Genomic DNA, 21,381 nt, shown 5'->3' with positions numbered 1-21,381 from the left:
TTCGCGTCGAAATCGGAGCGGCGGGTGCCTGCACCCGTCTTGCCTTCGCGGCCGGTTTCGGCCAAAACGCCGGCCATGATTACGATCACCGAACTCTCCGCCCGCGTGGCCGGGCGCCTTCTCCTCGATCATGCCAGCGTAACGCTTCCGGCGGGCGCGAAGGCCGGGCTCGTGGGCCGCAACGGCGCGGGCAAATCGACGCTCTTCCGGGTGATCACCGGTGATCTCGCGGCCGAAAGCGGATCTGTGAGCATCCCGAAGAACGCCCGCATCGGCCAGGTGGCGCAGGAAGCGCCCGGCACCGAGGAGTCGCTGATCTCGATCGTGCTTTCCGCCGACAAGGAGCGCACCGCCCTTCTGCAGGAGGCAGAGACCGCAACCGACCCGCATCGCATCGCCGAGATCCAGATGCGGCTTGTCGATATCGACGCCCATTCGGCGGAAGCGCGCGCGGCGAGCATCCTCTCCGGCCTCGGCTTCGACCATGAGGCCCAGCACCGTCCCGCCTCTTCGTTCTCAGGCGGATGGCGCATGCGCGTGGCGCTCGCGGCGGTGCTTTTCGCCGAACCGGACCTGCTGCTGCTCGACGAACCGACCAACTATCTCGACCTCGAAGGCACCATGTGGCTGGAGGACTATGTGCGGCGTTACCCGCATACGGTCATCATCATCAGCCACGATCGCGACCTTTTGAACAACGCCGTCAACTCCATCGTCCATCTCGACCAGAAGAAGCTCACTTTCTACCGCGGCGGCTACGACCAGTTCGAACGGCAGAAGGCGGAAGCCGACGAGTTGCAGATGAAGGCGAAGGCCAAGAGCGACGCGGCGCGGAAACATATCCAGAGCTATATCGACCGCTTCCGCTACAAGGCCTCCAAGGCCCGTCAGGCGCAGAGCCGGATCAAGGCGCTGGAGCGGATGGGCACGGTCTCGGCTGTCATCGAAGATCACGTCCAGCCGATCACCTTTCCCGAGCCGGAGAAACAGCCCGCTTCGCCGATCGTCGCGATCAGCAAGGGCGCGGTCGGCTATGTTCCCGGCAAGCCGATCCTGAAGAACATCACGCTCAGGATCGACAATGACGACCGCATCGCGCTGCTCGGCTCGAACGGCAACGGCAAGTCGACCTTCGCGAAACTCATCTCCGGCCGCCTTCAGGCAGACGGAGGCGAGATGAAGCTGGCTCCTGGCCTGAAGATCGGCTTCTTCGCCCAGCATCAGCTCGACGACCTGATCCCCAACGAGACGCCCGTCGATCATGTTCGCCGGCTGATGCCGCAGGCGGGAGAAGCGCAGGTACGCGCCCGCGTCGCCCAGATGGGGCTTGCGACCGAAAAGATGGCGACCGCGGCGAAAGACCTGTCCGGCGGCGAGAAGGCGCGCCTGCTGATGGGGCTTGCCGCCTTCCACGCGCCGAACCTGCTGATCCTCGACGAACCGACCAACCACCTCGATATCGACAGCCGCCGGGCGCTGATCGAGGCGCTTAACGACTATGACGGCGCCGTGATCCTCATTTCGCACGACCGACACCTGATCGAAGCGACCGTCGACCGGCTATGGCTCGTCAATGAGGGCACGGTGAAACCTTTCGAGGGCGACCTTGAGGAATATCGCGACCTGATCGTCTCGGCCGGCCGCAGGAAGGACGACAAGCCGCAGGCTGCCGATGAGCCCGCCTCGAAATCGGATCAGCGCAAGGCGAATGCCGAAAAGCGCGCCTCGCTCGCGCCACTCAAGAAAAAGATCAATGAAATCGAGGCCTTGACCGCGAAGCTGGAGAAGCAGATTCAGGCTCTTGATAAAGAGCTTGCAGATCCGGCGCTCTACGACAAGGCTCCCGCCGAGGCTGCGCAGAAGGCCAAGGAGCGCGGCGAAGCGGCGTCAAAGCTCTCGGCTGCAGAAGAAGAATGGCTGATGCTTTCTTCCGAATACGAAGATGCGATGGTGGGCTGAGCGCCGCCTCATCAAAACCTGCACCGCTCAACCCGGAATGACGATCGCAGCGGTTGCCCATCGCGCTTCTGGACCATACGTATGGCTTCCTGACTGGAGACCCGCCATGGACCTTTTCCTTGAAACCGATGACGATCCGAAGACACTTGCCTTTGTGGCGGAGCTGAACAAGGCTTCCGACGAGCAGTTGCAGACACCGGAATTCGAGAAGGACCGCGACATCGTCAAGGCGATGTTCGAACGCGAGGACCGGCTGATCGTGCCCAGCCGACGCGGCAATTGGCTCTTCGACTATCATCGCACCAAAGACAATCCGCTCGGCATCTGGCGTCGGCTCCCGGCGGATCAGGAGCCGCGTTCAGACGCTGACTGGGAAACGGTCTTCGACCTCGATACCTTCTGCAGGCAGGAGGTCAAACGCTGGATCTATTACGGCGCGATCACCTGTCCGTTCGAACCAACGCTGGTGCTGCTCATTCTCTCGGACGGTGGCTCCGATCTTTTGCGGCTCATCGAATTCGACACGGCGGCCAGGGCGATTGTCGAAGGCGGCTTCGATACGCCCGCCGCGCGCGCCCATGCAAGCTGGCTGAGCCGCGACGAGATCGCCTATTTCGGTTCGGTTGACGAGAACTCCGCCACCCGCTCGGGTTGGCCGCGGGTCGGTCGCCGGTTGAGGCGTGGGCAGAAGCCCCAGGATGCACCTGTCTATTTCGAGGCCGGCAAAGACGACGTCTACGGGTCGGCCTTCTCCATCGATCCCCTCTTTTGGCGCGGCAAGCCGGGCGAGCGGCCAATAGAAGTCTTCTTCATTGGCCACGAGATCGGCAAGGTGAGCGTGCATCTGCGTGACGGCAAGGGCGAGATCCGCCGCCTCGACCTGCCGACCGAGATCGACTACTCGATCAATCACAGCCATATCCTCTGGCGCGTCAAGACGGACGAGCGTTTCCCGACCGGCAGCCTTATCCTGCAGGGCATTGCGCCGTTCTCGGACAATTTGCTCGGGGAACCGCGCGTGCTGTTCACGCCGAGAGACGGGCAATCGATCGCCCAGATGGCGCTACTCAAGACATGGGCCCTCTTCATCGTCAGCGACCGGATGGTCCCGAAGTTTTACCTGTTCGATCTGACCAAGGCGGATGCCGAACCGGAGGAGTTGCCGCTGCCGCCCGAATTGCAGACCGTGAACTTCCGGTTGCTCGATGCGGACCTGACGCTTGGTGAAGAAGTGCTGACCGTCATCGGCCAGGGTTTTCTCCTGCCCTACAGCACCTACCGCCTGGACCTGACCGGGCGAAGCCGAAAGCCGGAACTCGTTCCGACCGGCACAGCGCCGGCCTATTTCGATGCCGAAGGCATGCGCACCGAACTCCTGGAAGCCACGTCGGAAGACGGGACGAAAGTGCCCTATCACATCGCTTTCCCCAAGACCTGGACCAAGGGCGAACTGCCCGTGCTGATGTATGGCTATGGCGGCTTTGCCTCGCCCCTCGCGCCCTACTATTCGGGCAATAACGGCCTATGGCTGGAACATGGCGGCGCCTATGTGCAGGCCTATATACGCGGCGGCGGAGAACTCGGGCCTGACTGGCACCACGTCGCCAAGGGCCGCGGTCGTCACAAGGCATTCGAGGATTTCGTGGCGGTCGCCCGAGATCTCGTCAGGCGGGGCTACACCAAACCGTCGCGCATCGCTTGCACCGGCGGCAGCAATGGCGGCCTGCTGACGGCCGTTATGCTGACGCGATACCCAGAGGATTTCGGCGCTGTCTGGACCCGCGTGCCCGTAATCGACATGTCGCGCTTCCACGTCTTCCCCGCCGGCAAAGCCTGGATGGACGAGTACGGCAATCCCGACGTCGAAGCCGATCTTGAATACATGCTCGGCTATTCGCCGCTGCACCAGGTGAAGCCGACCGCCGAGATCAGCTATCCACCGGTCTATATCGAAAGCTCATCCAATGACGACCGGGTCCATCCCTCCCACGCCCGCCGCTTCGCCAGGCGGCTGATCGAGGCGGGACATACACCGCTGTTCCATGAATATGGTTCCGGCGGACATGGCGGCGCCGGCGATTCCTCGGAGCAAGCCGCCCGCCTGGCGATGGGCTACAGCTTTCTGCGCCAGACGATCATGAGCGGCTGACCGGAACGGCGACCGCGCGACGTGAGCACGGACCGTATCAAGCCTTCTTGACCCAGCGCCCTTCCTCCGACTGCTGCCAGTAGGTGAGCGTATGCCCCTCGCCCTTCAGCTTCTTCCATTGGGCGCGGGCATTTTCGAGTTGCGCGGCGTCGTAGCCGTCGAACATGAAGACGATCCGTTGATAGGTTTCGACCAACGGCGGCTCGGCGCCGTCGACCAGGAAACGCACGTTGGCGCCATTGCCGTTTTCCGCTTCGGCGGTCAAAAGCACCGGCTGGGCCTCGGCCATCGGCGCCGTATCCGTGCCATGCGGCAGAAAGCTGTCCTCGCGAAAGGTCCAGAGATGCGCGTCGAGAAAATCCCGCCGCGCCTCTCCGCTCGTCTGCACAACCACCTTCCAGCCTCTCTCGACACTCTTTTCGAGCAGCGCCGGAAGAGCGTCCTCGAGCTTGGACTCGGTCAGATGGTAAAACAGGATTTCAGTCATCAGCCTTCGTAGTGCGCCCGCACCAGTTCGTCCAGAAGGCGCACGCCGTAACCCGAGCCCCAGGACTGGTTGATCTCGTTTGCCGGCGACTTCATCGCCGTGCCGGCGATATCGAGATGCGCCCAGGGGGTCTCGCCGACGAAGCGCTTCAGGAGCTGCGCCGCGGTGATCGACCCGGCCTGGCGGCCGCCCGTGTTTTTCATGTCGGCGAACTTCGAATCGATCAGCTTGTCGTAATCCTTGCCGAGCGGCATGCGCCACAGCTTTTCGCCCGTCACTTCGCCGACAGCGCTGAGCTGGCCCGCCAGCGCGTCATCGTTCGAGAAGAGCCCGGCATGCAGGTTGCCGAGCGCCACGACGATCGCGCCCGTCAGCGTCGCAAGATTGATCATGAAGCGCGGCTTGAAGCGGTCGTTGCAGTACCAGAGCGCATCGGCAAGCACGAGACGGCCCTCTGCATCCGTATTGATGATCTCGATCGTCTGGCCGGACATCGTGGTGACGATGTCGCCCGGGCGCTGTGCATTGCCGTCCGGCATGTTCTCAACGAGACCGAGAATGCCGACCGCGTTGACCTTCGCCTTGCGTGCGGCGAGCGTGTGCATGAGGCCGATCACGGCAGCCGCGCCGCCCATGTCGCCCTTCATGTCCTCCATGCCGGCGCCGGGTTTGATGGAAATACCGCCGGTATCGAAGACGACGCCCTTGCCGACAAAGGCGACCGGCGCGTCCTTCATCTTGCCGCCCTTCCATTGCATGATCGCAAGCCGCGGAGGCCGTGCCGAGCCCTGGGCGACGCCGAGCAGCGCGCCCATGCCGAGCTTCTTCATCTCCTTCTCGGTCAGGATCTCCACATCGACGCCGAGCTTCTCCAGATCCCTGGCCCTGTCGGCGAATTCGACCGGGCCGAGCGCGTTCGGCGGCAGATTGACGAGTTCGCGCGCCAGGGTGACCCCGCCGGCGATCGCTTCCGATTCGGCGAAGGCCTTCTTGGCGGCCGCATGCTCGCCGGTGACGATCGTTACCTTCACCGTCTTCGGCGCCTTGTCTTCGTCATCTTGCTTCTTCGTCTTGAAAGCATCGAAACTGTAGCTGCGCAGCAGCATGCCGAGCGCAAGGCCTGCCACCTGTTCGCCGCCGACCTGCAAACCGGGGGCATCCGCAAAAATGGTCACCTTGGACATCGATTTGACCGCGGCGACGGCAACGCCACCCGCCTTCAGCCAGTCATAAGCCGTCAAGGCATCCGCCTTGCCGAGGCCCAGCACGACGAGCCGGTCGGCCGGCGAGCCCTGCGGCGCGATGATGTCTAGTGTCGTCATCGCCTTGCCGGAGAATTTTCCAATCTCCGCCGCCCTTGCGACGATGCCGGCCGGATCGACGTCGGCAGCACCTGCCGCCGGTCCATCGCCGGCAAGTTTGAGCTGGATGGCAAGTCCACCGTCGATCTTGGCGGACTTGGCGAAGGAGATATCGAATTTCACGGACATTGCGGCTCCAGAAGACTCTCGAAGAAGGAGCCGAGATCATCACCGTTTCAGCGCGAACGCAAGGTGGCGATCCGCTTCCGCCTTCACAGGCGCGAGAACGTTTCATGGCGATTCGTATGCGAGCATCAAAAACCTTTCACATTCGCATGCGAAACGAAGAAATAGAATCACCCGATTTCATTCCGATCAATGTTGTACTAAGTTCCGCGCGGGGGCCCTTATCGGAAATCAACAATTCGGCACAACCAGCTGTTCAAGAAATTCTAGCCATGACCGTCAGACAGTTCCTTTCGAGACCTTCAGGCTGGTTTATCGTGCTCTTCGGGGCTTGGTGGTCGCTGCTGGCAATCTTCTATCTGTTTCCACAGATCGATATCTGGGTCGCGCACGCCTTCTTCATCAAATCCGTTTGCGGCGGCTTGGACATCCAAGGCCAGATCTGCGGCAGCTTTCCCTACGGTACGCAGGCCGTCTTCATCGTCATCCGGCGCATATTCTTTTACCTGCCTGCGCTCGTTGCGATCTATCTGCTCTATCGCCTGCTCGCCAATCTTCAGCACCATGGCACCACATATTGCAGACGCAAGACACGCGATTACTCGATCGCCCTGACCGGCTTCCTGCTTGGCCCGCTCGTGGTGGTCAACATGATCCTGAAGGAGATATCAGACCGGCCGCGCCCCTATCAAACCGATTTCTTCGGCGGCAGGCACGTCTTCATGCCGGCCGGAGACTTCCAGGGTGCCTGCGCCAACAACTGTTCCTTCGTTTCCGGCGAGGCCGCCGGCGCCGGATGGCTGGCCTGCCTGGTCGTGCTGATACCGAAGCCGTTGCGCCCGATTCTAGGACCGCCGCTCATCACCATCTCACTGATCTCGCCGGCGCTCCGCGTCGCCTTCGGCGGCCATTATTTCTCGGATGTCACGCTCGGCTGGCTGTCCTCGCTGGTCATCTATGCCTGCGTGGCAGCGTGTTTCGAAATGTCACAACGCGAAAGAAAACGAGAGCTTCAAACAAATTTGTGACACCACCCCTGTCGCAAACCCGCTCTGGATCGCTTAGATAGGCGCGGCTGCCATCAGTGGTGTGACGAGGTCATCACCCGGGTGGTGCAACGTAACATGTCTAGGCCTCGATGAAGCTTCTCGAACGCTACATACTGCGCCGGATTTTCCAGATGTTCCTGGTGACGCTCGTTCCCGTGCTCACCATCATCTGGACCATCCAGGTGCTCGGACGCATCAATCTGGTCACCGACACCGGCCAGTCGATGGGCTCGTTCGCGACGCTTGCCACCTATATCCTGCCGACCATCATTCCCGTCGTCGTGCCTTTCGCGCTCGTCATCGGCATCACCCAGACGCTGACGGCAATGAACAACGATTCGGAACTGCCGGTCATAGATGCGGCAGGAGCCTCTCGCGACATCATCTACCGGCCGGTGCTGATGCTCGGAATCGTGCTCAGCCTGTTCTCCTTCCTGGTGACGAACTTCGTCGAGCCGCCCTCGCGTGTGGCAGCCCGCCAGATGGTCGCTGCGGCTTACGCCGACCTGCTTTCGTCGGTGATCGAGGAAAAGACCTTCCGCAGCATCGAGGACGGGCTTTACGTCCAGATTTCGGAGCGCCATTCCGGCCGTGTTCTCAAGGGCCTGTTCGTGGTGGACTATCGCGACCCGAACTTCGACCTTATCTACTATGCCCGTGAAGGATCGATCGACGAAAACGGCACGACGCTCACCATGCGCGACGGCGAAGTGCATCGCAAATCCGCCGACGGGCGCGTTTCGATCATCAAATTCGTCTCCTATGCCTTCGATCTTTCGGCCATGGCGAAGTCGGAAGGCGGACTGCCGCAATATTCCGCCGATCGCAGCCTTGCCTTCCTGCTCAATCCGGATCCGAACGACCCGCTCTACCAGAAATCGCCCGCTTCCTTCCGTGGAGAGCTGCATCGCCGCCTCTCGGATTGGCTATACCCGATCACCTTCGCGCTTCTGTCGCTGGTCGCCGCGGGCAGCACGCGCTCGCACCGCCAGGCGCGGGTGCATCCGATGGTCCATGCGCTCTTCCTTGCCTTCTTCATCCGGTGGCTGGGTTTCTCCGCAACCAATTTCGTGGAGCGTCATCCGCTTTATGCTCCCCTTCCCTATATGGTTCCGCTGATCAGTTCCCTGATCGCCATCTACATGCTGGCCACCAACCGACAATTTGCGATTCCCGGCATCCTCGCCCGTGGCATCTCGCACCTCACGGGCAACCTGCAACGCCGCTTCGCTTCCCGCACCCCGGATGGAGGCGCGGCATGATCTTCTCGACGCTGGGGCGGTATTTCTTCCGCCGCTATATCGCGACTGCGCTCTGGTTCCTGCTCGGCGTCAGCGCCATCATCTTCCTTGCGGATTTCAGCGAAACGAGCCGCCGCATGTCCGGCTTCGTAGGCTATACGGTCTATAGCGGCCTCCTGATGACCGCGATGCGCGTGCCGCTCATCCTGCAGCAGACCATCCCGACACTCAGCCTCTTCATCGGCATGACAGTGCTGATCGCGCTCAACCGGCGCTACGAACTGGTGGTGACCCGGGCTGCCGGCATCTCGGTCTGGCAGTTCATAGCGCCCTTCATCGCCGGCGCCTTCCTGATCGGCCTTGCCACGCTTCTCATCATCAATCCGCTCGCCGCCTGGGGCCAGCGCGAATCGATCTCGATGGAGGCGAGCTGGCGCGAAGCGAGCAACCGTTCCCGTGCCTCAAAATTCGTTCCGTGGATCCGCCAGATCAGCGGCGACGAGGATACGATCATCGGCGCCAAGAGCTATCAGGAGGAAGGAACGTTCCTCATCGACGTCGTCGTGTTCCACTTCGACAAGGATGGCCGCGTCATCATGCGGCAGGACGCCAAGACCGCAAAATTGGAAAATGGTTACTGGCTTCTTAACGACGTTCTGGAAAACCGGCCTGGAGAAATCCCCGCCCGTCGCGAGACTGCACAGGTTCGCACCAACTTGAGGCAGGAATATATCCAGGAGAGCCTGGCGCAGCCGGAAACCGTTGCGTTCTTTGATCTTTCCAGAAAAATCGAGGTGAGCAAATCCTTCGGCATATCCACCAAGGCGCTCGAGACGCAGTATCACTCCCTGCTCTCCATGCCGATCCTGCTCATGGCGATGACCCTCATTGCTGCAACAGTCTCATTAAAATTCAGCCGGTTCGCCCAGTCCCGCTCCATGATTCTGGGTGGAATAGTTTCCGGCTTCGTGCTTTATGTCGTAACCGTGCTTGTGAAGGCATTTGGGAGCAGCGGGGCGATTCCTCCCTTCGTGGCAGTCTGGGTTCCAGTCATCGTCGCGACGGCGTTGGGGATGACTATTCTGCTTCACCAGGAGGATGGCTAGTGGCGGCAAGTGACCGCAAAAACATAAGACGGCTCGCCGCCGCCCTGCTGACAGGTGTGTCTTTATGCGTTCTCGGCGTATCGGCAACGACTGTGCATGCACAGAGTCTGGTTCCTGCGCCCGCGGATGACGCCAAGCTTCTCCTGCGTGCCAATGAACTCATCTACAATCAGGATGCCCAGCAGGTCACCGCCTCCGGTGGCGTGCAGATGTATTACAACCGTTACCGCATGGTGGCGCAGCGCGTTCAGTACGACCAGAAGACCGGCCGCGTCATGGCGACCGGCAATATCGAGCTGGTCGAGCCCGGCGGAAACCGCGTCTATGCGGACGCGCTCGATGTGACGGACGATTTCGGCGAAGGCTTCATCAATGCGCTCCGCGTCGAGACGACCGACAATACCCGTCTTGCGGCCGAAAGCGCCGAACGCCAGCCCGGCGACCTGATGGTCTTGAACAATTCGGTCTATACCGCGTGCCTTCCCTGTACCCGGACGCCCGGCAAGGCGCCGCTCTGGCAGGTCAAGGCCGAACGGGTCGTCCGCAACGGCCAGACCCACACGATTCGCCTCGAGAACGCACAGTTCGAACTTTTTGGTTTGCCGATCGGCAGGTTGCCCTTCGCCATCGAGGTGCCGGACGAAACGGTCGAGCGCAAGTCCGGCCTCCTCTTCCCGCAGTTTTCCGCGAGCGACAATCTCGGCTTCGGCGTGACGGTGCCTTACTATCACGTCTTTTCGCCGAGCATGGACGCCACACTCAGCCCGACCTACTATTCCAACCAGGGCTTGCTGCTCCAGGGTGAGATCCGCAACAAGTTCGAGAGCGGCGACCATACTTTCCGCTTCGCCGGAATCCATCAGCAGAATCCGGACGCCTTCGACCTCGGCAGCAGCGACGCACAGGCGGAAAACCGTTTCATGGCCGCCTCGAAAGGCGAGTTCCAGATCAATCCCCGCTGGACCTTCGGCTGGGATGTCATGGTCCAGAGCGACAACAATTTTTCGCGTACCTATGATCTTACGGGTGTCAAGGCCGACACGTTCACCAACGACGTCTACCTGACGGGACTCGGTACCCGGAACTATTTCGACCTGCACGCCTATTACTTCGACGTGCAGGACGACGCATCGCTCAGTACGGTCGAACAACAGCAGGCGATCGTCTACCCGTCGCTCGACTACAGCTATTACGCTCCGGAACCGATCCTGGGCGGCGAGTTCTCCATCACCGCCAACCTCACCAATCTGTCACGCCGCGAAGACGATTGGTATACCGAAGGCACGACCGACCGCTTTCCGGGCCTCGAAGGCAGCTACAGCCGCTTCACCGTCGAGACCGAATGGAAGCGCACCTTCAACACGTTCAACGGCCTCCTGCTGACGCCGATCCTGGCCGCGCGGGCAGACGGACTGCGCCACACCGCATCGAACGTTCCGGGCGGCATCTATCTCGGCGACCTCGAGTCGGAAGGTAGCGATGGCCGTTACATGGTCACTGCCGGCCTCGAAGCCCGCTATCCGATCCTGATGACCTACGGCGAGAGCAGCCATATCATCGAACCGATCGCGCAGATTTTCGTGCGCCCCGACGAACAGATGGCCGGCGGCCTGCCGAATGAGGATGCCCAGAGCTTCGTCTTCGACGCGACCACCCTCTTCGAACGCGACAAGTTCTCCGGCTTCGATCGGATCGAAGGCGGCACGCGCGCCAATGTCGGCATTCGTTACACCGGGTTGTTTGCGAACGGCATCGGCGTGAGAAGCATTTTCGGTCAATCCTATCATCTCGGCGGACAGAATTCCTTTGCCACCGAGGACCTCGTGCACGCGGGCGCCAATTCCGGTCTGGAGACCGACGTTTCCGACTATGTTGCCATGGCAGCCGTCGACCTGCCGCAGGGCTTCACGATCGGCGTCAACACCCGGTTCGACGAGAAGACCTTCGCAGTCAAACGCACCGATGCTTCGCTCAGCTACACAATGCCTCGCCTGCAGGGGACGCTCGTCTACACGCAGGTCGATCCGCAGCCGGAATACGGTTCCGACGAAGCGAACGACGTGCTCAAGCAGTCGATGAGATTCCGCATCAACGAGAATTGGGCGATCGCCGGCACGGCGACCTGGGATCTCGCCGACAAGGAGATCATCAAGCGCGGGATAGGCGTCAGCTATGCGGACGAGTGCACGATCTTCACGCTCGCCTATACGGACAAGCCGTCGGACACGGCGGCCAACGACTGGACCGTCAGCGCCCGCCTCAGCTTCCGCACGCTTGGCGACATCAATATCGGCTCGAACACTGCCGATTACGACCAGGATTACCAGTACCAGTAACCCGTCGTGAATACGAAAACCCCGGGTCCGGACTGATCGGCGTCATTGTTTCGCCGCAAGAATTGTGCAAGCGGGCGCAAATATAGTATGAGAACGAGGCCGGTCGGGCAGAGTGCCGACCGGGGCGGGAAAGGAATTGGTATCATGTTTGCAATGACCGCAACGCGCAGGCTGGCGCTGGCCGTGGCCGTACTGGCCGCCTCCGTCGTCGTTCAGCCGGTCGTCCAACAGGCCCAGGCCGCCAGCGAGATTGCAGCGGTCGTCAATAGAACGCCGATCACCAGCACCGATGTCGCTCGCCGCGCAGCCTTCCTTCGGCTGCAGCGCCAGAAGGCCGACACCAAGACGGCCCGGGAGGCGATGGTCGAGGAAATCCTGAAGCGCCAGGAGGTCGCCCGGATGAGAATGTCGGTCAGCACCGACGACGTCGACAAGGCCTTCGAGCGCTTCGCCGCCAGCAACAAGATGAACGCGCAACAGATGGGCCAGATCCTTGATCGGGCCGGCGTCGGGGTGGAGCATTTCAAGAACTACATCGCCGTGCAGATGAGCTGGCCGCGCCTTGTCAACGCCCGCTATGGCAGCGGCCGCGGCCGCATGTCGAGCCAGGAACTCGTCACACGCATGATGGAGAACAAGGAAAAGCCGGTGACGACGGAATATTTCCTGAAGCAGATCATCTTCGTCGTGCCGCCGGCCAAGCGCAATGCCATCCTCGGCAAACGCCAGAAGGAAGCCAACGCCTCCCGCTCCAAGTTCCCGGGCTGTGAACAGTCCAAGCAGTTCGCAGCAACGATGCTGGACGTTTCCGTTCGCGATCTCGGCCGCATCCTCGCCCCCGAACTTCCGGCGGAATGGAAGCCGCTGGTCGAGAAGGCTTCCGGCGGAACCACGGCCACTCGCGTCACCGAGCGCGGTGTCGAGTTCCTCGCCATCTGCAACCAGCGCCAGGTTTCCGACGACTTCGCGGCTGAAGTGGTCTTCAGAGCCGAAGACCTCACCAAGGCGCAGAAGGAAGGGCAGAACCCCAACGACAAGAAGTATCTCGACGAACTGCGCGGCAAGGCGCAGATCGAATACCGCTGACAACCGGAGTGCCCATGCCGCTTGATCGTCCGCTCGACCGCCCTTTGGCGCTGACCCAGGGCGATCCTGCCGGCATCGGCCCCGACATCACGCTTGCCGCCTGGGTTTCGCGCGAACGGCACAGCCTGCCGCCATTCCTTTTCCTCGGCGATCCGGCGGTCCTGAAATCGCGCGCCGCGCTGCTTGGCCTCGACGTGCCGATCCGGGAAGCGGATACCGAGAGAGCCATCTCCATCTTTCAGGATGCGCTCCCCGTCCTGCCCATCCCGGCCGGCGCGGAGGTTGCAGCCGGCGAACCGCATGTGGCGACTGCAAAAGGCACGATCGACGCGATCGAAAAGGCGGTATCCCTCTGCTTCGAAGGCAAGGCTGCCGGCACCGTCACCAATCCGATCGCCAAGTCGATCCTCTATCAGGCAGGGTTCGGTTTCCCGGGACACACGGAGTTCCTGGCCGATCTTGCCGAAAAAGCGACCGGTAAAAAAACGATGCCGGTGATGATGCTGGCCGGGCCGAAGCTCAGGGCCATTCCAGTCACGATCCACATCCCGATCAAGGACGTGCCGACGGTGCTCACCCAGACGCTGATCGAAGAGACCTGCCGGATCGCCGATCACGATCTCAGGACACGCTTCGGCATAGAGAGGCCGCGGCTTGCCGTCGCGGGGCTCAACCCGCATGCGGGCGAGGACGGAGCGATCGGGCGCGAGGACCAGGAGGTCATCCATCCGGCGGTCTTCAAGCTGCGCGCCGAGGGCATCCACGTCTTCGGGCCGCTGCCGGCCGACACCATGTTCCACGACGAGGCGCGCGCCCGTTACGACGTGGCGATCTGCATGTATCACGACCAGGCGCTCATCCCGGCCAAGGCGCTCGGCTTCGACACGTCCGTCAACGTGACGCTCGGACTGCCCTTCATCCGCACCTCACCGGATCACGGCACCGCCTTCGGCATTGCCGGCCAGGGCATTGCCCGCGAGACCAGCCTTGTCGAGGCGCTCAAGCTCGCCGGTGATCTCGCTTCGAAAGCCTCCGCCTGATGGCTACACTCGATGGCCTGCCGCCGCTGCGTGACGTCATCCAGCGTTACGGGCTCGACGCCAGGAAGGCGCTCGGCCAGAATTTTCTGTTCGACCTCAACCTCACCCAGAAGATCGCCCGCAGCGCCGGACCGCTCGACGGCGTCACCGTCTTCGAGGTCGGCCCCGGCCCCGGCGGGCTGACCCGCGCGATCCTGTCGCTCGGCGCGAAGAAGGTCATCGCGATCGAGCGTGACAGCCGCTGTCTGCCGGCACTCGCCGAGATCGGCGACCACCATCCCGGCCGGCTGGAGGTCATCGAAGGCGACGCGCTGAAGACCGATTTCGCGGCGCTCGCGCCCGAAGGGCCGGTGAAGATCATCGCCAACCTGCCCTACAATGTCGGCACACAGCTTCTCCTCAACTGGCTGCTTCCGGAAAACGGGCTATGGCCGCCCTTCTGGGAAAGTCTGACGCTGATGTTCCAGAGGGAAGTGGGGCTCAGGATCGTCGCCGACGAGGACGACGACCACTACGGTCGCCTCGGCGTGCTCGCCGGCTGGCGGACGGAGGCGCGCATGGTCTTCGACGTGCCGCCGCAGGCATTTAGCCCGCCACCGAAGGTGACATCGACCGTCGTACATCTGACGCCAAGGCAGAATCCTCTGCCCTGCGACGTGGGCAAGCTGGAACGGGTGACGCAAGCCGCCTTCGGCCAGCGGCGGAAAATGCTGCGCCAGAGCCTTAAACCGCTCGGCGGCGAGTCCCTGCTCGTCAAGGCGGGCATCGACCCGTCGAGACGGGCGGAAACATTATCCGTGGAAGAGTTCGTGCGGCTGGCGAATTGCCTCTGAGGCCACGACTTCGTAGCTTACCGCCAAGCCACCCGCCAGCGGCGGATGGCTTCGGCGTGTCACGGAGTTCGCCGGTATTCCGCTTCCGGCCAGCAGGCTAACGCATCGGCTTGAGATGCTTGAAGCGGCCAAAGTTACGAAGGGATATTGGGCAAGGGAAATGATCACTGAAATCGAAGACTTCTTTACGAAGGGATGCGGACGCTGCGAACGCTTTGCGACACCGGATTGCTCGACGCGGCAATGGGCCCATGGACTGAATGAACTTCGCCGGATCTGTCTCGGGTCAGGCCTCGTCGAGACGGTGAAATGGGGGCATCCGTGTTACATGCATGAAGGTCGCAATATCGTGATCTTCGGTGCCTTCCGCGGCGATTTTCGCCTCAGTTTCTTTAACGCAGCGCTGATGAGAGACCCCGAAGGCGTGCTTGAAAAACAGGGGCCGAACACCCGGCACCCCGACATGATCCGCTTTGTCGACAACGCACAAGTGGCAAAGCTGGAGCCGGTCATCCTCTCCTATCTGAACGAGGCGATGGGCTATGCGGAGGCGGGCATCAAACCGCCAAAGGAGCAAGGCGATATCGAACTGCCCGACGAACTGGTCGAGGCTCTGGATTCCGATCCCGAACTTGCAGAGGCCTTTCACAACCTGACGTCGGGGCGGCAGAAAAGCTATGCGATCAATCTCAGCTCGGTGAAGAAGTCCGAAACGCGAACTTCGCGCATTGCCAAATTCCGCAATCACATCCTTGCAGGAAAGGGTGCGATGGAGCGGTGAGCCGGGATTTCCAATGGCGGCAAGCAAGCCGCGCGGCCGGTCAATCCGCCGGCCAGCCTCCTGCCTCCGGGGGATACAGGCGGGCGATGTGCTTCAGGTCGGCGTGGCCTGTATCCGGTTTGCGTTCGGTCTGCGCAGGTTGAAAAGGTTGCCGGCGAGAATCAATCCGGCACCGATTGCGGTAAGGCCGTCGATCGCCTCGGCATACAACAGATAGCCCAATAGCGCCGACAACGGCACACGCAGATAATCCATCGGCATCGCCACCGTCGCTTCAGCGTGGGTCAATGCTTTGGCCATGCAAAAATGCGCGAACGTACCTGAAAACGCGATCAGAAAGATCCACGGCCAGACTGCTGCGGATGGCCATACCCAGACTTCCAGTGCCGGGATAAATCCGACGACTGATTGAATGATGAGCATCCAGAAGATGATCTTCGTTGGGCTGTCCGAGAGCGTCAGGATCTTGGTGGCAATAAAGGATATGGCGAATACAAAGGCTGCTCCCAGCACGATCAGATGGCCTGGGTTGAGCGGTGCAGCACCCGGTCGCACGATCAATACGACGCCACCCAGCCCAAACAGAATAGCGACGCCCTTGCGCCAGGTCACCTTCTCACCAAGGAACGCTGCAGCCATCAAAGCCGCCCAGATCGGCGCGGTAAACTCAATGGCAATGACTTGCGCCATCGGGATCAATGTCAGCCCCATCAGCCACGCGAATTGGCCGATGTAATGGGCAACGTTGCGGCCAATATGACTTGGCAGAATGCTGGTTCGCATGGCCCTGAAGCCACCTTCGCGATAGACGAGCGGCAACAGCATGAAAAAGGCGATGATGGAGCGCATCTCCATGACCTGGAAAACATCGACTTCGCGCGTTATGGCACGACCCGAAACGGCCATGAGCAGAAGTAGTGTGATGGAGGCCATCATCCATGAGGCCGCCTTCATGGTTGAAGGACTATTTTCCACGTATGATCTTCTTTCAGGCGCGCATCATGGGCGGCGGCAGCCAGCCCTCAATCAAGACCCTGCAAGCTCTGGCGGCGACAATCTCATAACTCCGGCTCTTCCATTAAAAGCCCCTGCACGAAGTCGAACAGGCCATGGCGGCGGTCGCGGCGGATGCGTTCGGCACCGATGATGTTGCTCACCGCGTGGAAGGCATTGTCGAGGTCGTCATTGACGATGACGTAATCGTACTCCCGCCAATGCTCAATCTCGGCGCGCGAATTCAGGAGCCGCGTGCGGATCACCTCCTCGGTGTCTTCGGCGCGGCGGTGCAGGCGCGACTGCAGCTCCGTCATGGTCGGCGGCAGCACGAAAATCGATACGACATCCGCCTTCATCTTCTCCTGGAGCTGGCGTGCTCCCTGCCAATCGATGTCGAACAGCATGTCGCGGCCTTCCGCCATGGCGGCCTCGACCGGCTCGCGCGGCGTGCCATAGAAATTGCCGTGCACCTCGGCCCATTCGAGCAGCGCATCGGAATCCCTCAGCCGCTCGAACTCCCGGGTGCTGATAAAGTGATAGTGCTTGCCGGCGATCTCGCTCGGGCGGCGCTGGCGCGTCGTGACGCTGACGGAAATGCCGAGAGTCGAGTCGGATTCGAGCAGGTTGCGGGCAATCGTCGACTTGCCGGCGCCGGAGGGCGACGAAAGGACGAGCATCAGCCCGCGCCGGGCGATCTTCACGGGCGAGGACGGCTTGCCCTTGGACGACGGTGCCGGGCTCATGGCCTACTCCAGATTCTGGACCTGTTCACGGAACTGGTCGATGACGACTTTCAACTCGATACCGGCTGCGGTTACAGCAGCAGAATTCGATTTGGAACAGATCGTATTCGATTCCCGGTTAAATTCCTGTGCAAGAAAATCGAGCCTGCGCCCCACCGGCCCGCCCTTGTCGATGAGTTCGCCGGCGGCCGCGACATGCGCCTTCAGCCGGTCAATTTCCTCACGCAGATCCGCCTTGGTGGCGAGAAGAGCCGCTTCCGCATGCAGCCGGTCGCGGTCGAGCGTCGGCGCCTCCTGCAGAAGTGCCGAAAGCTGCATGGAAAGCCGCTTGGCAATCTCTTCCGGCGTGCGGGAGGGATCGGCCTCCACGGCCCTGGTCAGTTCCGCAATCCGGGCGACATGTCCCTTCAGCACGTCGGCGAGGACCGCCCCTTCCCCCCCGCGCATTCGGGCAAGACGACCGATCGCCTCGTCGAGGCCGGCGAGGATCGCGGCGTCACGGGCAGCAAGTGCCTCCTCACCCTCTTCCGGCTCCCTGATGTCGACTAGCCCGCGGATGCCGAGCAGCGTATCAAGTTTCAAGGGCGACGGATCGATGAGATCACCGAGTTCCTCGCGCAATGCCAGCACTGCCGCCAATGCATCGCGGTTCAGCACCGCCTCCAGTTGGGTTTCGGCGATGGTCAGGTTGAGGGACGCCTGCAGATTGCCGCGGGAGAATTTTTCCGAGATCAGCCGGCGCACCTCCGGCTCCAGCCGTTCGAGGCCCGGCGGCAGGCGGAGCCGGATATCCAGGCCTTTGCCATTCACGGAGCGCAGTTCCCATGCAAAGCGGTTGCGCCCGCTCGATCCTTCGCTGCGAGCAAAACCAGTCATGGACTGCAAGGTCATTGACGTCTCCAGATAATGCTTAGGCCACAATCTGCGGCCTAAAAACAAGCGGTCAGTTGCTCTTCGGCGGCTTTTCCGCTTCCTCGCCGTCCGGCTGGCCGTCCACGGCGATGTCGGGGTTGGCCGCGCGCTCGGCTTCCACCTTTCGCCAACGACGGACATTGGCATTGTGTTCCTCCAGCGTCGCAGCGAAGACATGGCCGCCGGTGCCGTCGGCTACGAAGTAAAGGTCGTTGGTGCGCCAGGGGTTGGCGACTGCTTCCAACGCAGCACGGCCGGGATTGGAAATCGGCGTCGGCGGAAGGCCCTTGATCTGGTAGGTATTATAGGGCGTCGGCTTGGCAAGGTCCGACTTGAAGATCGGCCGGTCGGACGGCTTCCCTTCGCCGCCGAAAAGTCCGTAGACGATGGTCGGGTCCGATTGCAGGCGCATGCCCTTCTGCAGCCGGTTGATGAAAACGGATGCGACATGAGCGCGCTCGTCTTCCTTGCCCGTCTCCTTCTCGACGATCGAGGCGAGCACGACGAACTCTTCTTTCGTCTTGATCGGCAGGTCCAGATCGCGCTTTTCCCAGATCTGGTCGATCATCTTCTCTTGCGCCACGCGCATCTGCTGGATGATATCGGCCCGCTTGCTGCCGCGCGAGAACTTGTAGGTATCGGGGCGCAGGCTGCCCTCCGGCGGCAGTTCGGCCGGCAGATCGCCTTCCAGCACCGGATCTTCCGCCAGCCGCAGCATCATCTGCCGGACCGTCAGGCCCTCGGGCAGCACGACGGAATACAGGATCGACTTGCCCGATTCCAGGACGTCCATGATGTCCTTCATGGACGCATGCGCCTTGATCTCGTATTCGCCTGCCTTCAGCGTCTCGCCACTGCGCAGATAGGTGGCCGTTACGTAGCGGAAGATGCGGGCATCGGAGACGATGCCGTTGCGCTCGAGATTGGTGGCGATCTCGGCCAAACCTGCGCCGGGACGAACCATGAAATGCGTGTTCGCCTCCAGCGGGCCGGGCTCCTGGAAGGCCGAAATCATGTAGTAGAAGCCGGCGACTGCAGCCACGCAGATGACCACCACCATCGTCATCACGAAATTCAAAAAGATGACGAGCTGGCTGCGCGCCTTCTTGGACCGGCGCGGCGGCTCGGGCACGCGCTCCGGCTTCAGGGCTTCATTCGGCGATTTCGGAATGATCGGCCCCCTGCCATTGCCGGGAGGCTGTTCATTGACATGATTCGTATCGCTCAACCGCGCCCCCCAAGAGACTCAAACACGTTCGACCGCTGTTTGGCCAAGCAATGCGGCAAAAAACAGGTCCAGAAGATGATACGAGCCGGACCCGAAAGTCCAGCCGCATTAAAAGCAGCGCTTCGACTACGCGTCGTAACGGCGCAGCACGAGGGAGGCGTTCGTGCCACCAAAGCCGAAGGAATTCGACAGCGCCACATTGATCTCGCGCTTGCGCGCCTTGTGCGGCACGAGGTCGATCGCCGTCTCGACATCGGGATTGTCGAGGTTGAGCGTCGGCGGCGCGATATTGTCGCGGATCGCCAGCGTCGAGAAGATCGCCTCGACGGCGCCGGCAGCCCCCAGAAGGTGGCCGATCGCCGATTTCGTGGATGACATGGAGATCTTCGACGCCGCATTGCCGACGAGCCGTTCGACCGCGCCAAGCTCGATCGTGTCGGCCATGGTCGACGTGCCATGGGCATTGATGTAATCCACGTCCGATGCCGAAATACCGGCCCGCTTCAGGGCCGAGGTCATGCAGCGATAGGCCCCGTCGCCGTCTTCCGACGGCGCGGTGATATGGAAAGCGTCGCCGGAAAGCCCGTAACCGACGATTTCGGCATAGATCTTGGCGCCGCGCGCCTTGGCATGTTCCAGCTCTTCCAGGACGACGATGCCGGCGCCCTCGCCCATGACGAACCCGTCACGGTCGCGGTCATAAGGGCGCGAGGCCTTCTCAGGATCGTCGTTGTGCTTGGTGGACAGCGCCTTGCAGGCCGCGAAGCCCGCGAGCGAAATGCGGCAGATCGGTGATTCCGCGCCGCCTGCGACCATCACGTCGGCATCGCCGAGCATGATCAGCCGGGCCGCGTCGCCGATCGCATGTGCGCCGGTCGAACAGGCCGTGACGACGGCATGGTTCGGGCCGCGCAGCTTGTGGCGGATCGACACCTGGCCGGAGACGAGGTTGATCAGGCGGCCGGGGATGAAGAAGGGCGAAATACGGCGCGGGCCCTTGTCGCGCAGCGTGTAGCCGGCTTCCACGATGCCTTCGAGGCCGCCGATGCCGGAACCGATCAACACGCCCGTGGCGATCTGATCTTCGTCCGTCTGAGGATGCCAGCCGGCATCTTTAAGCGCCATGTCGGCGGCAGCCATGCCGTAAATGATGAAGGGATCGACCTTGCGCTGTTCCTTCGGCTCCATCCAGTCGTCGGGATTGAAGGTGCCATCGGAGCCATCGCCTGTCGGAATACGACAAGCGACCTTGGCGGGAAGGTCCTCGACTTCGAACTCGGTCACGAGACGGGCAGCGTTCTGGCTGGCAAGCAACCGCTGCCAGCTCACTTCCGTTCCGCACCCAAGAGGAGATACCATGCCGGTACCGGTGATAACGACACGTCTCATCGCCAGCGTTCCACCCTGAATTTTCATGTTCCAGGGGCAAGCCCCCAGTTGCTGAAACGGCCCGTGCGAGCGGGCCGTTGTCGGGATTTGCCTTGCGGCTTTATCCCTAGTCTATCGGATCGATCAGGCTTGGGCCTTCTCGATGAACTTCACGGCATCGCCGACGGTCAGAATGGAATCAGCAGCGTCATCCGGGATTTCGACGCCGAATTCTTCCTCGAAAGCCATGACCAGTTCGACGGTGTCGAGCGAGTCTGCGCCAAGATCGTCGATGAAGCTTGCGCCTTCAACAACCTTGTCGGCATCGACGCCGAGATGGTCAATAACAATTTTCTTCACGCGTTCTGCGATATCGCTCATGTCGGTTTCCTCGACCTTTGTCTTATCGGATGCCCGCTTGGCATCCGCATCCTGTTAAAGCCTGCAATCGCCGCCTTCGCAAGGCCGATGCCGGCAAACCTGTTCGCCCCTCGTCAGGCTCCAATCATGTCTTGCTCACGCAATATGAAGGCCTGCATTTCAGGGTGACTTCTCACAGTCATGGCCCGCTTAACACGGT

At 61.6% G+C, this 21,381-nt stretch carries 18 protein-coding genes; 10 read left to right on the top strand and 8 right to left on the bottom strand.

The features are described 5' to 3' along the window. Positions 1 to 75 precede the first annotated feature (75 nt). Positions 76 to 1,959: an ABC-F family ATP-binding cassette domain-containing protein gene (locus JL39_RS12455; RefSeq protein WP_037150913.1), complete on the top strand. Its 1,884-nt coding sequence runs from the start codon at positions 76 to 78 to the stop codon at positions 1,957 to 1,959. A gap of 106 nt (positions 1,960 to 2,065) precedes the next feature. Then, entirely contained in the window at positions 2,066 to 4,108 is a 2,043-nt protein-coding gene (locus tag JL39_RS12450; protein WP_037150558.1) for a prolyl oligopeptidase family serine peptidase, read from the top strand. Between the two features lie 37 nt (positions 4,109 to 4,145). On the opposite strand, the gene JL39_RS12445 is transcribed toward JL39_RS12450, so the two are convergent. Together JL39_RS12445 and JL39_RS12440 are read right to left on the bottom strand one after the other, a co-directional pair. Continuing rightward, positions 4,146 to 4,595 (bottom strand): DNA polymerase III subunit chi, encoded by a 450-nt coding sequence (locus tag JL39_RS12445; protein ID WP_037150556.1) that lies wholly within the window; start codon positions 4,593 to 4,595, stop codon positions 4,146 to 4,148. Continuing rightward, positions 4,595 to 6,085 carry a leucyl aminopeptidase gene (locus JL39_RS12440; protein ID WP_037150554.1) on the bottom strand — a complete coding sequence of 497 codons (1,491 nt, stop codon included), beginning with the start codon at positions 6,083 to 6,085 and terminating at the stop codon, positions 4,595 to 4,597. The genes JL39_RS12445 and JL39_RS12440 overlap by 1 nt, the downstream gene beginning before the upstream one ends. Positions 6,086 to 6,354: 269 nt before the next feature. On the opposite strand from JL39_RS12440, the gene JL39_RS12435 reads away from it, so the two are divergent. The 8 genes from JL39_RS12435 (at position 6,355) to JL39_RS12400 (ending at position 15,554) form a co-directional block, all read left to right on the top strand. Then, positions 6,355 to 7,110: a phosphatase PAP2 family protein gene (locus JL39_RS12435; protein WP_037150906.1), complete on the top strand. Its 756-nt coding sequence runs from the start codon at positions 6,355 to 6,357 to the stop codon at positions 7,108 to 7,110. Positions 7,111 to 7,220: 110 nt separating this feature from the next. After that, a complete protein-coding gene (gene lptF, locus JL39_RS12430) occupies positions 7,221 to 8,393 on the top strand; it encodes an LPS export ABC transporter permease LptF (RefSeq protein ID WP_037150552.1) in 1,173 nt (390 codons plus the stop codon). Beyond that, on the top strand, positions 8,390 to 9,478 hold the full coding sequence (gene lptG, locus JL39_RS12425; RefSeq protein WP_037150549.1) for an LPS export ABC transporter permease LptG: 1,089 nt from the start codon (positions 8,390 to 8,392) through the stop codon (positions 9,476 to 9,478). Before lptF ends, lptG begins: the two co-directional genes overlap by 4 nt. Next, positions 9,478 to 11,814 carry an LPS-assembly protein LptD gene (locus JL39_RS12420; protein ID WP_037150546.1) on the top strand — a complete coding sequence of 779 codons (2,337 nt, stop codon included), beginning with the start codon at positions 9,478 to 9,480 and terminating at the stop codon, positions 11,812 to 11,814. The genes lptG and JL39_RS12420 overlap by 1 nt, the downstream gene beginning before the upstream one ends. 144 nt (positions 11,815 to 11,958) lie before the next feature. Then, positions 11,959 to 12,900, top strand: coding sequence for a SurA N-terminal domain-containing protein (locus JL39_RS12415; protein WP_152601115.1), 942 nt, complete (start codon positions 11,959 to 11,961; stop codon positions 12,898 to 12,900). Between the two features lie 14 nt (positions 12,901 to 12,914). Further along, positions 12,915 to 13,940 (top strand): 4-hydroxythreonine-4-phosphate dehydrogenase PdxA, encoded by a 1,026-nt coding sequence (gene pdxA, locus JL39_RS12410; RefSeq protein ID WP_037150544.1) that lies wholly within the window; start codon positions 12,915 to 12,917, stop codon positions 13,938 to 13,940. Next, entirely contained in the window at positions 13,940 to 14,773 is an 834-nt protein-coding gene (rsmA, locus tag JL39_RS12405; RefSeq protein WP_037150541.1) for a 16S rRNA (adenine(1518)-N(6)/adenine(1519)-N(6))-dimethyltransferase RsmA, read from the top strand. The genes pdxA and rsmA overlap by 1 nt, the downstream gene beginning before the upstream one ends. 160 nt (positions 14,774 to 14,933) lie before the next feature. Continuing rightward, positions 14,934 to 15,554: a YdeI/OmpD-associated family protein gene (locus JL39_RS12400; RefSeq protein ID WP_037150537.1), complete on the top strand. Its 621-nt coding sequence runs from the start codon at positions 14,934 to 14,936 to the stop codon at positions 15,552 to 15,554. Between the two features lie 93 nt (positions 15,555 to 15,647). Here the strand turns inward: JL39_RS12400 and JL39_RS12395 are convergent, their stop codons facing one another. From JL39_RS12395 to JL39_RS12370, 6 genes are all read right to left on the bottom strand, one after another. Continuing rightward, positions 15,648 to 16,529, bottom strand: coding sequence for a DMT family transporter (locus tag JL39_RS12395; protein WP_037150535.1), 882 nt, complete (start codon positions 16,527 to 16,529; stop codon positions 15,648 to 15,650). A gap of 83 nt (positions 16,530 to 16,612) precedes the next feature. After that, a complete protein-coding gene (gene gmk, locus JL39_RS12390) occupies positions 16,613 to 17,293 on the bottom strand; it encodes a guanylate kinase (RefSeq protein WP_037150532.1) in 681 nt (226 codons plus the stop codon). Between the two features lie 3 nt (positions 17,294 to 17,296). Next, entirely contained in the window at positions 17,297 to 18,184 is an 888-nt protein-coding gene (locus JL39_RS12385; protein WP_037150530.1) for a YicC/YloC family endoribonuclease, read from the bottom strand. A 52-nt stretch (positions 18,185 to 18,236) separates the two neighbouring features. Continuing rightward, a complete protein-coding gene (gene mltG / locus JL39_RS12380; protein WP_037150528.1) occupies positions 18,237 to 19,433 on the bottom strand; it encodes an endolytic transglycosylase MltG in 1,197 nt (398 codons plus the stop codon). A 126-nt stretch (positions 19,434 to 19,559) separates the two neighbouring features. Further along, positions 19,560 to 20,822, bottom strand: coding sequence for a beta-ketoacyl-ACP synthase II (gene fabF / locus JL39_RS12375; protein WP_037150526.1), 1,263 nt, complete (start codon positions 20,820 to 20,822; stop codon positions 19,560 to 19,562). 123 nt (positions 20,823 to 20,945) lie between these two features. Further along, positions 20,946 to 21,182, bottom strand: coding sequence for an acyl carrier protein (locus JL39_RS12370; protein ID WP_003502080.1), 237 nt, complete (start codon positions 21,180 to 21,182; stop codon positions 20,946 to 20,948). Between the last annotated feature and the right edge of the window lie 199 nt (positions 21,183 to 21,381).

It is taken from the genome of Rhizobium sp. YS-1r (assembly GCF_000757525.1).
GTDB lineage: Bacteria > Pseudomonadota > Alphaproteobacteria > Rhizobiales > Rhizobiaceae > Neorhizobium > Neorhizobium petrolearium.
This window is presented reverse-complemented; position numbering and strand designations above follow the sequence as displayed.